Genomic DNA, 13,471 nt, shown 5'->3' with positions numbered 1-13,471 from the left:
GGGAGGGGGCATGCTGGGGTTGAGCCGTCGCCACCGCAACGAGTATCCGCGCGTCGAGATGGGGGGGCGGGGGCGTTCGGCGGTCCGGCCGTCCGACATCCCCAAGACGGGCTGGAAGGACATTCTCTGGCGCACCTGGGAAGAGCAGGGGAAGGACAACATCTCCATCGTGGCGGCGGGTGTGGCGTACTACGCCCTGTTCGCCATATTCCCGGCGATCGCCGCGCTGGTCTCGTTGTACGGCCTTGCCTTCGACCCGGCGGGCGTGGAGCAGCAGGTCAGCCAACTGGCCGGGCTGCTGCCGCCGGAGGCGCTGGACGTGCTGCGCGATCAGGCGCGCAACGTGGCGTCGGCACCACGGGAAGGATTGGGCTTCGGTGTTCTGTTCGGCCTCGCCCTGACGCTGTGGAGCGCGTCGCGCGGCACCAACTCCCTGATCACCGCGCTGAACATCGCCTACGGGGAAGAGGAGCGGCGCGGCTTCCTCCGGCTCGCCTTCCTATCGCTGGTGCTGACGCTGGCCGGGCTGGTGTTCGTGATCATGACCCTGGCGCTGATCGTGGCGGTTCCAGCGGCCATCAATTTCCTTGGCCTGCGGGACACCCCCATAGGCTGGGTCGCCAGCCTCGCGCGCTGGCCCATCCTCGCGGTGGCGATCGTGCTGGCGCTTGCCGTGCTGTACCGCTACGCCCCGGACCGGCGAGAGCCGAAATGGCGCTGGGTGACCTGGGGATCGGCCAGCGCCACGGGCCTGTGGATCATCGCCTCTGTGGGGTTTTCCGTCTATGTTTCGAACTTCGGCAGCTACAACCAGACCTATGGGTCAGTCGGGGCCGGCGTGGTGCTGCTGCTGTGGTTCAACCTCACCTCCTACGTGATATTGATGGGGGCGGAGCTGAACGCGGAGATCGAACATCAGACAGCCCGCGACACCACGGAAGAGGATGGGCGCGGTCCGAAGCCGATGGGCCACCGGGACGCCTACGTCGCAGACACCGTGGGCAAGCGCCGGGCGTAGCGTTTCCGGTCAGCGGTTGCCGCAGCTCTGAATGACATCGTCAACCTTGCGGCCCCCGTCCACGGTCAGCCGGTCGTGGACGAAGTCGGACCACAGGCCGGCCCGGCTCAGGTCGTCCGACACGCAGCGGCAGGTGGCGGTGCAGTGCGCCATCTCGCCGCCGCTGGCGGTGCAGGTCGCCACGCAGGAATTCTGGAAGCTGCGGACATCGGCCGGGTCGGCGCCGATTCCCATTGCCAGCAGCGACAACAGGCCGAACAGCACGGGTTGGTGCAGCAGATAGACCGCCAGGCTGTGCCGTCCGGCCCAGGCGAACCAACGCCCGACCGCTCCGCCCGGAGCCGCCGTCGGAACGGGACGCCAAAGGCGCCCCAGCGCCATCCCGAACAGGAAGCCGCCGAACCATGGAAAGAGCGGCACATAGTCGTTCGATTCCGGTTCGAAGGTCATCAACCCGATCCAGCGCAGCCAGGGCTCGTCGAACAGAGGCACGGCGAGCGTTTCACCCAGCGCGATCACCGCCACGCCGAGCAGCAGGAGCATCGGCCAGGGCAGGCGCAGCAGCACAAGGCCGAGCAGGCTGGCCACCGCCATGTGATGCAGCACGCCGAAGAGGATTGGGCTGTCCGGAAACATTGCCAACGACACGGCCGACACACCGCCCGCGGCCAGGACGAGCAGGGCGAGGCGCCGCAGGAAACGGTGCCGGTCGACCCCGCTCTGCGCCGCCAGGGTGAGGCTGAGTCCCGACAGGATCAGGAAGCTGCCGAGGATGCCGGTGCGAGCGGCCAGCCAGAACGGATCGCCGAACAGATCGAAATCCGCCAGCCCGAGATACGTCAGGTCCCAGGAACCGTGATAGACGGCCATGGCGAGCAGGGCCACGCCGCGCGCCGCGTCGATGGCACCGACGCGCCGTACCGTCGTGGTCGCCGATGCTGATGGGGTGGGGAGGATGGGCATGGGCGCGACTTTTGCCGGAACGGCGCGTCGCTGTCCACCGGTGCCCGTCAAGAAACCATGGTCTGGGGCAGGACCAGCCGGGCGGTGGTGCCCTGGCCGCGCGATCCGGTCATGCTGAAGGTTCCGCCGATCTGGGCAGCCAGCGAGCTGATGATCTTCAGGCCAAGACTGGAGGGGCGCGTCAGGGTGAATCCTTCGGGAAGGCCCACCCCGTCGTCGCGCACCGTCAGCACCAGCTCTCCGTCACCGGCGCGCAAATCGATGCCGATCCGTCCGGCCTCGCCGTTGGGGAAGCCGTGCTCCAGCGCGTTGCTGACCAGCTCGGCGAGGATCAGGGCCAGCGGAATCAGGGTGTCCGGCGGCAGGTCGAACTCGGTGGCGCTGACCGTGCAGTCGATCCGCTCCGCTCCGGAGGTCTTCAGGATGTCCTGGCACAGTTCGCGCAGGAACGGCTCCATGTCCATCGGTCCATCATGGGGAGCGTGAAGCCGGCGGTGCAGGCGGCCCAGGGTGGAAAGCCGCCCGGCGGCCTCCTCCAGCGCGCGGCGGGCTTCGGGGTCCTTTACTTTGGACTTCTGGATCGCGATCAGCGAGGAGGCGAGTTGGAGGTTGTTCGAGACTCGGTGCTGAAGCTCGCTGAACATCACCTGGGTCTGCTGCGTCAGGCGGGCGCTGCGGTTGCGCTCCTCCGCCAGCCGCTCCAGCGCCACGTTCATGATGTGGATCACGGCGATGTCCACCGCGACGACCAACCCGAAGAAACCGAGGGCCAGCGCGCTGCCGGGGGTCAGATCGAGCGATTGGCTGGTGCCGAGGAAGAAGTACCAGGAGGCCAGCCCGCTCAGCAGAGCCGTCAGGATGCCCGGCCACAGCCCGCCCAGGAAGGTGGTGATGATGACCGCCGGAAAGAAGGTCAGGAAGGGAAACCCCGCCGGCAGTTGGTCATCCAGCGCAAGACGCGCAACCAGGGCGACGGCGAAGGTCGCCAGCGCGAACATGAACCCCAAACCCTTTTGCCCGCGCAACCGGGAGAGCTTGGCAAGAGTCATATGCTGTGGTCGTCCGTTTCGAAAGCGGGGAACGGCCGATGCCGTCCGAGGGGAGAGAGCGTCTACGATATGGAGATTCGTACACGAACGCACTGCCTTTTATGCAGGTGCTTGGCAAATTAAGTTCGATCTTCGAGGAGGTTTGTCCAATGCTTGGTGGCGGGTCTTCCTGCGGGTGTCACGACATTGCGCACGTCTTCCCGTCGGGCCGGCAAAGACGCTCTGGAGCGTTGTACGACGATGCGGCGGCTTTCACGGTTCCGGGCTGCGGCGGGGTTGCCCCTTCGTTGAGCGCTTCGATGGCCTGCGCCTCTCTGGGCGATGGGCCAAACGGATCGGATATATGCTGCGGCGTGTCGCTCCCGGGCTCGTCGCACCGGTAAAGAGAAACGGCGCCATGGATTGCCATGGCGCCGTTCGTCACCGCATGTTGCGATCGCAACACCGCCGAAAGTCTTGATCGGAAGGTTCGAGATCCTTCGGTTGCGCTTCCGGTGCCGCGTCAGCGCTTCATGGCGATGCCTTCCACCTGCGACACGTCGCGCACAGCACCGCGGTCGGCGCTGGTGGTCAGGGCGGCGTAGGCGCGCAACGCCGGGGAAACGACGCGGTTGCGGCTGGCCGGCTTCCAGGCGTCGGCGCCCTTGGCGTTCTCGGCGTCGCGGCGGCGCTGCAATTCCTCGTCGGACAGAGCGAGGTTGATCTTGCGGTTGGGGATGTCGATCTCGATCCGGTCGCCATCCCGGACGAGGCCGATGGCGCCGCCCTGCGCCGCTTCCGGAGAGGCGTGGCCGATCGAGAGCCCCGAGGTGCCGCCGGAGAAGCGTCCGTCGGTGACCAGGGCGCAGGCCTTGCCCAGCCCCTTCGACTTCAGGTAACTCGTCGGGTAGAGCATCTCCTGCATGCCGGGGCCGCCGCGCGGGCCTTCGTAGCGGATGACCACCACATCGCCCGCCTTGACCGTGTCGCCCAGGATGGCCTCGACCGCCGCATCCTGGCTTTCGAAGACGCGGGCCGGGCCGGCGAAGACGAGGTTGGAGGCGTCGACGCCCGCCGTCTTCACGATGCAGCCCTTCTCGGCGATGTTGCCGAACAGCACGGCGAGGCCGCCGTCCTTGCTGAAGGCGCTGTCGACCGAGCGGATGACGCCCTTGTCGCGGTCGAGATCCAGATCCGGCCAGCGCTTCTCCTGGCTGAAGGCGATGGTCGTCGGGATGCCGCCGGGGGCGGCCTTGAACATGGTGTGGACACCCTCGTCCTGGGTGCGCTTGACGTCCCAGCGGTCCAGCGCGTCGCCCAGCGTCTTGGCGTGGACGGTCGCGACGTCGCGGTTGAGCAGCCCGCCGCGGTCAAGCTCGCCCAGGATGCCGAAGATGCCGCCGGCCTTGTGCACATCCTCGATGTGGACGTCGGAGACCGCCGGGGCGACCTTGCAGACGTTGGGCACACGGCGCGACAGCCGGTCGATGTCGGCCATGGTGAAGGGCACCTGGCCTTCCTGCGCGGCGGCCAGCAGGTGCAGCACCGTGTTGGTGGAGCCGCCCATGGCGATGTCGAGCGTCATGGCGTTCTCGAACGCCTCGAAGGTGGCGATGCCGCGGGGCAGGGCGGTGGCGTCCTCCTCCTGGTACCAGCGGCGGCACAGTTCCACCGCCATGCGGCCGGCGGCCAGGAACAGCTCCTTGCGGTCGGCGTGGGTCGCCAGGATGGTGCCGTTGCCGGGCAGCGAGAGGCCCAGCGCCTCGGTCAGGCAGTTCATCGAGTTGGCGGTGAACATGCCGGAGCAGGAGCCGCAGGTCGGGCAGGAGCCGCGCTCCATCACCGCGGCCTCCTCGTCGCTCACCGTCGGATCGGCGGCGGCGACCATGGCGTCGATCAGGTCCACGGCCTTGGTCTTGCCGCGCCAGTTGACCTTGCCGGCCTCCATCGGGCCGCCCGACACGAAGACCGCCGGGATGTTCAGCCGCATGGCGGCCATCAGCATGCCGGGGGTGATCTTGTCGCAGTTGGAGATGCAGACCAGCGCGTCGGCGCAGTGGGCGTTCACCATGTACTCGACGGCATCGGCGATCAGCTCGCGCGAGGGCAGGCTGTAGAGCATGCCGTCGTGGCCCATGGCGATGCCGTCGTCCACGGCGATGGTGTTGAATTCCTTGGCGACGCCGCCGGCCTTCTCGATCTCGCGGGCGACGAGCTGGCCCAGATCCTTCAGGTGGACGTGCCCCGGCACGAACTGGGTGAAGGAGTTGGCGATCGCTATGATCGGCTTGCCGAAATCGCCGTCCTTCATGCCCGTCGCGCGCCACAGGCCGCGGGCGCCCGCCATGTTGCGGCCGTGCGTGGAAGTGCGGGAGCGATAATGCGGCATGTCTCTACCTCAGGGATCGAACATTGCGTGCGGATGCGCAGGGGCAGCAACACTAGCAATCCCGAAGGGCAGAAACCAGACCTCTCGTTCCCATCTCCGCCCCATTTTCCGGCAGACGGAGCATGGGAGGTTTGCGGCGAACGAGGAGGGCGGAGTACCGCGCTCCGGTCAACCGCGCGATGCGTCCCGGCGCGACGCCTTGCCCGGTTTTCCGCTGGCGGCTCCGCCGCGGGAGATCTGGCCGCCGGTCTTGGTCGTGCCGGTCTGCTCCGTCCGTCCGGCGGCCACCGCCGACAGGTTCTCCGCCGCCGCCCGCGTGCCGCTGCCCCGGGCGGCCTTGGGCGTGGCTTTGGGCTTCGCGTCGTTCGCCGTGGTGGCCGCCTTGGGGCCCGCCTTGGGGCCCGCCTTGGTGGAACGTCGTTTCGGCGGGGCTTCCGGGGCGCTGCTTTCCGTTTCCGCGCTTTGCCGCTCGGCGCGGATCTCGTCATCGACCTCGGCCTCGGCCTGTGCCCAGTGCTCGTCGTGCCGGCCTTCGGGGCGGCCGTCCCGTTCCCAGATGTCGTGGGCGCGGCGGCGAACACGCTCGGCCCGATCCTGTTCCGGCTTTTGGGTCATGGGGCAGCCTCCTCCTGATCATGGCGGGTCACGGACCGGGCGGGGTAAGGGCCGGCCTGACCGTCACAACGCGGGAAAGCGGCACTGGTTTCAAACCATCCGAAACGGCGGGTCAAATGGCGGAAGATGCCCCATCAGCGGCTTGCCTGCCCGACGAAGCGGCTTTCGAAGCGGGCGGCGTCGGCCGGGGCCAGGGCCACATGCACGTGGGCCTGACCGTCCTCGTCCCGGCGGTCCAGCACCTGCCCATGCTCGTACAGCCACGCCAGGGCGCGTCCGTCCGACAGGTTGACACTCAACTCCAGCACCTGCCGCTCGGCGGATATGCGCCGGTCCAACAGATCCAGCAGGTCGTCCAATCCCTCCCCGGTCAGGGCGGAGACGGCGACGGCGCGTTCCTCCCCCTCCATCATGCGCTGGTTGGCGAGACGCATGTGGAGTGCTCCACGGGCGGTTGCCGGCATCTGATCGGTCTTGTTCAGCACCTCCACCACCCGCGGGTCGTTGGCGGCGTCGATCCCGAGATCGGCCAGAACCGAATCCACGTCCGCCTTCTGCGCCGCCGCGTCGGGGTGCGAGACGTCGCGGACGTGCAGGATCAGGTCGGCGGCCTGCACCTCCTCAAGCGTCGCGCGGAAGGCGGCGACGAGCTGGGTCGGCAGTTCCGACACGAATCCCACCGTGTCCGACAAGGCCATGGTCTTGCCGGACGCCAGGGCGATCCGACGCACCGTGGGGTCGAGCGTGGCGAACAGCATGTCCTCGGCGGTGACGCTGGCGCCGGACAGCCGGTTGAACAGCGTCGACTTGCCGGCGTTCGTGTAGCCGACCAGCGCCACCATCGGCGTGCCGCCGCGGTGCCGGGCGGAGCGGTGGAGCTTGCGCGTCCGCCGCACCTCTTCCAGGTCTGATTTCAGGCGGATGATTCGCTCGGCGATCAGCCGGCGGTCGAGTTCGAGCTGGCTTTCGCCGGGGCCGCCGAGAAATCCGAAGCCGCCGCGCTGCCGCTCCAGGTGGGTCCAGGACCGCACCAGACGCGAACGCTGGTAGGTCAGCGCCGCCAGTTCGACCTGCAATTGGCCCTCGCGCGTCTGGGCACGGTCCCCGAAAATTTCCAGGATCAGGCCGGTGCGGTCGATCACCTTGGTCATGCAGCGGCGTTCCAGGTTGCGCTGCTGCACCGGGCTCAGCGGATGATCGATCACCACCAGATCGGCGTGGAAGGCTTCGACCATGCCGCCGATCCGCTCGACGGTGCCGCGCCCGAACAGGGTGGCGGGGTCGGGATGGGCGACGCGGATCACCTCGGCGTGCGGCACCTCCAAGCGGATGGCCTGGGCAAGCGCGATCGCTTCGGAGAGGCGCGCGTCGGGCTGGCGCGCCGCCGCGTTTCCATCATCGGGGTGCGTGGGAAGAACGGGCAGGATGACCAGGGCGCGCCCCGCGGAGGGCGATCCCGCCCCGTCAGGATCGTGGCCCTGGACATGGCGGGAAACGGAGGCGGCGGAACGGGGTGACGGGCGGTCGTCGGAATCTGGCATCGGGCTGGCACCGTTCCTTACAGGCAAAGGGGTTGAGCGATCAGGAGTTGCAGGTCCGCAAAAAACAGCCTGCCGCTGCCGCGGTTCCAAAACCGTCCGGAATCGTGCACAAACCGGTGGCGTGTAACCTCTGGACATACTCCGATCATGTCATCCTTGGACCGCGGCGCCAGATCACCCCATACGGTCATGCCCAACCGGTCCGCCGGGGTGCCCGGCGCCGGCATGTTGGACCGCTGGCCCTGGTGGGGGCTGTGCGCGGCGCTGGCGGCGGTGATGGTCGTGTCGGCCCTGGCGATCGGCTTTCGCACCCCTTACTGGTCGCACGCCGACCAGGATCTGGTGCTGGCTTATCATGGGCTGCTGTTCAGCGAGGGGCTGCCCCAGGAGTATTTCGATCATCCCGGCTACACCTATTTCCTGGTGATCGAGGTCTGGTACCGGCTGCTGCACGCGCTGGGACTGATGCCGGTCATCACGCTGTCCGGCCTGCCGCCCGCCGCCGACACCGCAGCCTACAACGCGGCTTGGCAGAATCTGGTGGAGGCCGGGCGGGCGCTGTCCATCCTCGTGACCACCGCCTTCGCGCTGATCTACGCCAACCTTGTCCGCGCGCTGGTCGGCGACCGTCGGGTGGCCTTCCTGGCCGCCGTGGTGATGGCCTTCGGCATCGGCCTGTCCACCCAGGCGCGGCAGATGCGGACCGACCTTTTGTCGGCCTCCTTCGTGGTCACGGCGCTTCTTCTCGTGCTGGTCGCCGTCCGCACCGCTCCGGGCTGGCGGCCCCTGCTGCTTCTCGGGCTGGCCGGGCTGCTGGCCGGGCTGGCGGTGGTGACGAAGATCCAAGCGATTTTCCTGGCGCTCGGCATTCCGGTGATCGCGCTGGCCTTCGGGCGCCGCTTCGCTGGAGAGGGCGGGCGCTCTTGGATCGCAGCCGGGATCCTCGCGCTGGCGGCGGGTGCCGCGGCGCTGCCCGCGGTGGCCCTGATACAGCACGGCATCGCCAGCGCCGGCCAGTCGCTCTATCCCTACCGTCCGGTCGGCGGCGGGCTGTCTGGGGTCTATCAAGGGATCATCGTCGGCTGGGTCTTTCTCGGCATGGCCGTCTACGCGGCGGTCTGGCGGGTGCGCCTGTCCTACGCGGTGGCGGCCATGGCGGCGGTCGCGCTCGGGCTGGCGCTCGGCGTGCTCGCCCTGGCGATCCGCCCGCACGAGCAGAACGTCATCGCCGTCGCCAACCTGATCGAACACATGTTCGTCTTCACCACCTGGAAGCATCAGGCGGCGCTCCAGGGGCAGGAGCAGGTGCTCTCCGACGGGCTGGTGACGCTGCTGGCGAAGGGGCTGTGGCGCACGCTGGCCATCCGCACCATCGTCCTCCACCCCGACAACATCCCGCAGACCGTCGTGGTGGAATGGTTCATCATCGGCGGCTGCATCGTCCTGTGGCGCCGGGGGGAACGGGTTGCCGCGGCGCAGGCGGCGCTCCTGCTGCTGGTCGCCTGGGGCTTGGAGACGCTGTTCTCCCTGCGCGGCTTCCAGCGGGCCTACGCCGCCTACACCGACCCGCTGATAGGGCTCGCCGCTGCCTGGGTGCTGCTGCGCCTGCCCGGTCTGCTGGAGCGCGCCCGGACGCGGCGCTGGATCGTCGGCATGGTGGCGCTGGTGGTCGTGGTCGCCCAGGTCTGGCCCGCCATCGAGGCCATCCGCCTGCCCAACCCCGCCGGGCAGTGCGGCTGGATTCCCACCTATATGAAGCGGGTCGAGCCCTTTCCCTTCTGCCGCCCCGGTTGAGGTGCGGCGCGGGCGTCCCACATCCATGGGGAAGAAGCTGACCACGAGGCGCGACCCCATGGACGACACCGCCGACACCCGCTGGAAGACCGATCCCGATGCGCCAGACGCCGCGGAGCACGCCGCGGGAGAGGGAGGCGCCGATGACCTGGACCGGCGGGTGGCCGCCGCGGCGATGCGGCTCGCCGCCGGGCAGGGCTGGCGCAACACCGGATTGCTGGCGATCGCGCGGGCGGCGGGAGTGGCGCCCAGGGCCTTCTACCGCCGATTCCCCGGTCGCTCCGACGTGTTGGCCGCGGTGTCGCGGGTCGCCGACACCGCGGTCCTTGCCGACGATGCCCCGGTCGGTCCGGACGAAAGCGCCCGCGACCGGCTGTTCGATGTGATGATGCGCCGTTACGACGCGCTGCTTCCTTATCGGGACGGCCTGCGCTCGGTCGTCCGCGACCTGCGGCGGGAGCCGCTGACCGCGCTGGCCTTCTCCCGCTATTTCGGCCGGTCGATGGCCTGGATGCTGCGCGCCGCGGGGGTGGAGGCCGACCGCACCGGCGGCGCCCTCTTCGTGGCCGGGCTGGGCGCGGTTCAGGCGCGGGTCATGCGCGTCTTCCTGGAGGACGACAGCGCTGACCTGTCACGGACCATGGCGGCGCTCGATTCCGAGTTGCGGCGGGCCGAACGCTGGGCTGGGGCATTACGCCGCAGAGCCGGACGCGCCTCTCCAACCGCAACGTCTACAGCCCCGCAGGGCGCCGGGGAACCGGCTAAGGAACCAGGAAGCGCGTCCGCCGGTTGAGGTTCCATGAGCCGCGGTGTAGCCCCTGGTGCGACGCACAAGGGCGTTGACTATCTTTTTGGCAATCTGCATAGTCGCGCCACAGGTTTGCTGCGTCGCAGCATGCCGAATAAATCCTTTCGTCGGGGGTGAGAACCATGGCCAAGCAGACCGGTAACCCGTTCCTCGAATTCGACCTGTCCAAGATGCTGGGCGAGTACAAGGTGCCCGGCCTCGACGTCGAGTCGATCCTGGCGAGCCAGCGCAAGAACATCGAGGCGGTGACCGCCGCCAACCAGCTCGCGATCGAGGGTCTGCAGGCCGTGCTGCGCCGCCAGGCCGAGATCGTCCGTTCCTCTGTCGAAGAGGCTGGCACCTATGTGAACCAGGTCGCCGCCGCCGGCACGCCGGAAGAGAAGGCCGCCAAGCAGGCCGAACTGGTCAAGGTCGCCTTCGAGAAGGCCCTGTCGAACATCAAGGAACTGGCCGAACTGGTCGCCAAGTCCAACACCGAGGCCGCCGACGTGCTGTCCAAGCGCGTGTCGGAGAGCCTGGACGAGGTCAAGGCCGCCATCGCCAAGAAGTAAGTGTCTCTCCCGCCGGAGAGTGCCGTAAGGGGCCGCCCACCGGGGCGGCCCTTTCGCGTTTCAGCTTCGGCGCCGCCAGTGCTAGCCTTGCCCGTGACGATTGAAACCATGACAACCGCAACAGGGCAGGGACGAGACCCGTGACCATCAGTTACGACGATTTTCTGAAAGTGGACATCCGCGTCGGCACCATCACCGCGGCGGAGCCATTTCCGGAAGCACGCAAGCCGGCCTATAAGCTGACCATCGATTTCGGGCCGGAGATCGGGACGCGGCGCAGTTCCGCCCAGATCACGCGCCATTACGCGCTCAACGAGCTGGTGGGCCGGCAGGTGCTGGGCGTGGTGAATTTCCCGCCCAAGCGCATCGGCCCCTTCACCAGCGAAGTCCTGTGCCTGGGCTTGCCCGATGCAGAGGGCGAGGTCGTGCTGGTCGGGCCGGGGCAGGCCGTGCCGAACGGCGGCCGGCTGTACTGAGGCTGCGGACAGCAAAAGGGCCGGGAGGCGTTGCCGTCCCGGCCCTTTTGCTTTTGGCGAAGTGCCTTATTCGGCGCGCTCGATGGAGCCCCAGAGGTCGTATTCGTCGGCGTGCTCGATGGTCACGTCCACGATGTCGCCCGGCTTGACGTTCGTCTCGCCGTTCAGGAAGACGTTGCCGTCGATCTCCGGCGCGTCGGCGTAGGAGCGGCCGATGGCACCCTCTTCGTCGACCTCGTCGATCAGGACGCCGAGCGTGAAGCCCACCTTCTGCTGGAGCCGCTCGGCGCTGATCGCCTTCTGGGTCTCCATGAAGCGCTCCCAGCGCTCCTGCTTGACCTCTTCCGGCACGGCGCCGGGCAGGTCGTTGGCGGTGGCGCCCTCGACCGGCTCGTACTTGAAGCAGCCGACGCGGTCGAGCTGCGCTTCCTTCAGCCAGTCCAGCATGAACTGGAAGTCCTCCTCCGTCTCGCCGGGGAAGCCGGTGATGAAGGTGGAGCGCAGCACCAGATGCGGGCACTCCTGCCGCCACTTCCGGATGCGGTCGAGCTGCTTCTCCTGTGCCGCCGGGCGGCGCATCGCCTTGAGCACGGTGGGTGAGGCGTGCTGGAACGGGATGTCCAGATAGGGGAGGATACGGCCCTCCGCCATCAGCGGGATCACCTCGTCCACATGCGGGTAGGGGTAGACGTAGTGCAGGCGCACCCAGACGTCGAAGTTCGCCAACTCGCGGCAGAGGTCGATGAAGCGCGCCTTCACCTTGCGCCCGTACCAATCCTCTTCCGCATATTTGCGGTCGATGCCGTAGGCGCTGGTGTCCTGGGAGATGACCAGCAGTTCCTTGACACCGGCGGTCGCCAGCTTTTCCGCCTCGCGCAGGACCGAGACGACCGGGCGGCTCACCAGATCGCCGCGCAGGGACGGGATGATGCAGAAGCTGCAGCGGTTGTTGCAGCCCTCGGAAATCTTCAGATAGGCGTAGTGGCGGGGGGTCAGCCGCAGCCCTTCCGGCGGCACCAGATCGGTGAAGGGGTCATGCACCGGCGGCACGGCGTCGTGCACGGCGTTGACCACCTGCTCGTACTGGTGGGGGCCGGTGACGGCCAGCACGTCCGGATGGACCTGCCGGATCATGTCCGATTCCACGCCCATGCAGCCGGTCACGATGACCCGGCCGTTCTCCTTGATCGCCTCGCCGATGGCTTCCAGCGATTCCTTCTTGGCGGAATCGAGGAAGCCGCAGGTGTTGACCAGCACGACGTCGGCGCCGTCGTAGGACGGCGAGATGTCGTAGCCTTCGGCGCGCAGGCGCGTGAGGATGCGCTCGGAGTCGACGAGCGCCTTGGGGCAGCCCAGGCTGACGATCCCCACCTTGGGGGAGGAGGCCGGGTTGGTCTTGAAACCGGGAATGGACGGGGGGGTGCTGGTCATGGCGCGCATATATAGGCGAGTCGCGGCGCAACGCCAGACAAAACGCGCGGCGCAGCCCCGACACGAGGTGGTAGGTGCCCTGCGTTGTCTCCGCACCGGTCCGGTAATCCGCACGGCGCCACAGGGGGGTGCGACACCTTGTGCTGGATAGGATTTAAGGTCAATGTTTCGTTTACTGTCCTGATGCCGTAGTGTGCGCCCCGTCGTCGGGGGTGGGGAGCCATGGACTTGCCTACTGCGGTATGTTAGTTTGGTAACCATATAGTCTCTATAACGTACAGACGCGTTGCCGGCTTTCGCTCGCGGCGCCGTCTTTCTCCGGCAACTGTCGAGACCCCCCTGCCATGTCGAAAAGCCCCCAGTCCCTGGCATCGGCGCAGGCGATAGCCGAGGTCATGATGCACATCGGCCATATCGCCGACAGCATGGGCTATACACAGGGTTTGAAACCGTCGCAGTGGACGGCGTTGCGCTATTTCGCGCGCGCCAACGACAGCCAGCGGACGGTGTCCGCCTTCGCCGACTTCCACGCGACGACTCGCGGCGCTGCGTCCCAGATGGTCGAGGTTCTGGTGACGAAGGAGTTGCTGACGCGGGTCCCGGTGCCGGAGGACCGCCGCGTCGTGCAGCTTCACCCCACGGAGAAGGCGCTGGCGCTTCTCGAATACGACCCGCTGAAGGATTTCGCCGCGGTCATCGCGGCCCTGCCGGGGCCGGAGCAGTTCCAACTCGCGGATCTGCTGTCGCGCGTGCTGAAGGGGCTGTTGAGCCAGCGGGCGTAGGGAGGACAGGCACGAGCCCCCACCCCGGCCCTCCCCTGCGAAGCGGGGGAGGGCCGGGGTGGGGGCAACGCGTTC

Annotated in this window: 12 protein-coding genes; 6 read left to right on the top strand and 6 right to left on the bottom strand. The window is 67.9% G+C overall.

Translation table 11 applies throughout. The features are described 5' to 3' along the window. The coding region (locus GBZ26_RS18885; protein ID WP_425599354.1) for a YihY/virulence factor BrkB family protein at positions 1–1,018 on the top strand (1,018 nt) is incomplete at its 5' end. Between the two features lie 9 nt (positions 1,019–1,027). On the opposite strand, the gene GBZ26_RS18880 is transcribed toward GBZ26_RS18885, so the two are convergent. From GBZ26_RS18880 to hflX, 5 genes are all read right to left on the bottom strand, one after another. Then, complete coding sequence (locus GBZ26_RS18880) at positions 1,028–1,981, bottom strand: acetyltransferase domain-containing protein (protein ID WP_174440166.1); 954 nt, start codon at positions 1,979–1,981, stop codon at positions 1,028–1,030. Positions 1,982–2,028: 47 nt separating this feature from the next. Beyond that, positions 2,029–2,979, bottom strand: a complete 951-nt coding sequence (locus GBZ26_RS18875; protein WP_174440165.1) for a sensor histidine kinase — start codon at positions 2,977–2,979, stop codon at positions 2,029–2,031. Between the two features lie 553 nt (positions 2,980–3,532). Further along, positions 3,533–5,398: a dihydroxy-acid dehydratase gene (gene ilvD, locus GBZ26_RS18870; protein WP_174440164.1), complete on the bottom strand. Its 1,866-nt coding sequence runs from the start codon at positions 5,396–5,398 to the stop codon at positions 3,533–3,535. A gap of 168 nt (positions 5,399–5,566) precedes the next feature. Beyond that, entirely contained in the window at positions 5,567–6,013 is a 447-nt protein-coding gene (locus GBZ26_RS18865; protein WP_174440163.1) for a DUF2934 domain-containing protein, read from the bottom strand. Positions 6,014–6,147: 134 nt separating this feature from the next. Then, positions 6,148–7,554 carry a GTPase HflX gene (gene hflX, locus GBZ26_RS18860; protein ID WP_174440162.1) on the bottom strand — a complete coding sequence of 469 codons (1,407 nt, stop codon included), beginning with the start codon at positions 7,552–7,554 and terminating at the stop codon, positions 6,148–6,150. Between the two features lie 189 nt (positions 7,555–7,743). Here hflX and GBZ26_RS18855 point away from each other — a divergent pair, with 189 nt between their 5' ends. The 4 genes from GBZ26_RS18855 (at position 7,744) to GBZ26_RS18840 (ending at position 11,183) form a co-directional block, all read left to right on the top strand. Then, positions 7,744–9,348, top strand: a complete 1,605-nt coding sequence (locus GBZ26_RS18855; RefSeq protein WP_174440161.1) for a glycosyltransferase family 39 protein — start codon at positions 7,744–7,746, stop codon at positions 9,346–9,348. A gap of 58 nt (positions 9,349–9,406) precedes the next feature. Beyond that, positions 9,407–10,141, top strand: coding sequence for a TetR/AcrR family transcriptional regulator (locus tag GBZ26_RS18850; RefSeq protein WP_174440160.1), 735 nt, complete (start codon positions 9,407–9,409; stop codon positions 10,139–10,141). 137 nt (positions 10,142–10,278) lie between these two features. Next, on the top strand, positions 10,279–10,707 hold the full coding sequence (locus GBZ26_RS18845) for a phasin family protein (protein WP_035676200.1): 429 nt from the start codon (positions 10,279–10,281) through the stop codon (positions 10,705–10,707). Between the two features lie 140 nt (positions 10,708–10,847). Then, complete coding sequence (locus tag GBZ26_RS18840; protein ID WP_174440159.1) at positions 10,848–11,183, top strand: tRNA-binding protein; 336 nt, start codon at positions 10,848–10,850, stop codon at positions 11,181–11,183. 66 nt (positions 11,184–11,249) lie between these two features. Here GBZ26_RS18840 and rimO read toward each other — a convergent pair whose 3' ends face one another. Further along, positions 11,250–12,614, bottom strand: a complete 1,365-nt coding sequence (gene rimO, locus GBZ26_RS18835) for a 30S ribosomal protein S12 methylthiotransferase RimO (RefSeq protein ID WP_174440158.1) — start codon at positions 12,612–12,614, stop codon at positions 11,250–11,252. A gap of 344 nt (positions 12,615–12,958) precedes the next feature. On the opposite strand from rimO, the gene GBZ26_RS18830 reads away from it, so the two are divergent. Further along, positions 12,959–13,396 carry a MarR family winged helix-turn-helix transcriptional regulator gene (locus GBZ26_RS18830; protein WP_094302447.1) on the top strand — a complete coding sequence of 146 codons (438 nt, stop codon included), beginning with the start codon at positions 12,959–12,961 and terminating at the stop codon, positions 13,394–13,396. Positions 13,397–13,471: the final 75 nt, after the last annotated feature.

It is taken from the genome of Azospirillum formosense (genome assembly GCF_013340925.1).
Classification (GTDB): domain Bacteria; phylum Pseudomonadota; class Alphaproteobacteria; order Azospirillales; family Azospirillaceae; genus Azospirillum; species Azospirillum formosense.
This window is presented reverse-complemented; position numbering and strand designations above follow the sequence as displayed.

Bases quoted from the DNA above. Each gene is read 5' to 3' on its own strand.
- GBZ26_RS18830 (WP_094302447.1), top strand. From the start codon at position 12,959: ATGTCGAAAAGCCCCCAGTCCCTGGCATCGGCGCAGGCGATAGCCGAG.
- GBZ26_RS18865 (WP_174440163.1), bottom strand. From the start codon at position 6,013: ATGACCCAAAAGCCGGAACAGGATCGGGCCGAGCGTGTTCGCCGCCGC.
- GBZ26_RS18880 (WP_174440166.1), bottom strand. From the start codon at position 1,981: ATGCCCATCCTCCCCACCCCATCAGCATCGGCGACCACGACGGTACGG.
- GBZ26_RS18875 (WP_174440165.1), bottom strand. From the start codon at position 2,979: ATGTTCGCGCTGGCGACCTTCGCCGTCGCCCTGGTTGCGCGTCTTGCG.
- GBZ26_RS18850 (WP_174440160.1), top strand. From the start codon at position 9,407: ATGGACGACACCGCCGACACCCGCTGGAAGACCGATCCCGATGCGCCA.
- rimO (WP_174440158.1), bottom strand. From the start codon at position 12,614: ATGACCAGCACCCCCCCGTCCATTCCCGGTTTCAAGACCAACCCGGCC.
- hflX (WP_174440162.1), bottom strand. From the start codon at position 7,554: ATGCCAGATTCCGACGACCGCCCGTCACCCCGTTCCGCCGCCTCCGTT.
- GBZ26_RS18845 (WP_035676200.1), top strand. From the start codon at position 10,279: ATGGCCAAGCAGACCGGTAACCCGTTCCTCGAATTCGACCTGTCCAAG.
- ilvD (WP_174440164.1), bottom strand. From the start codon at position 5,398: ATGCCGCATTATCGCTCCCGCACTTCCACGCACGGCCGCAACATGGCG.
- GBZ26_RS18855 (WP_174440161.1), top strand. From the start codon at position 7,744: ATGCCCAACCGGTCCGCCGGGGTGCCCGGCGCCGGCATGTTGGACCGC.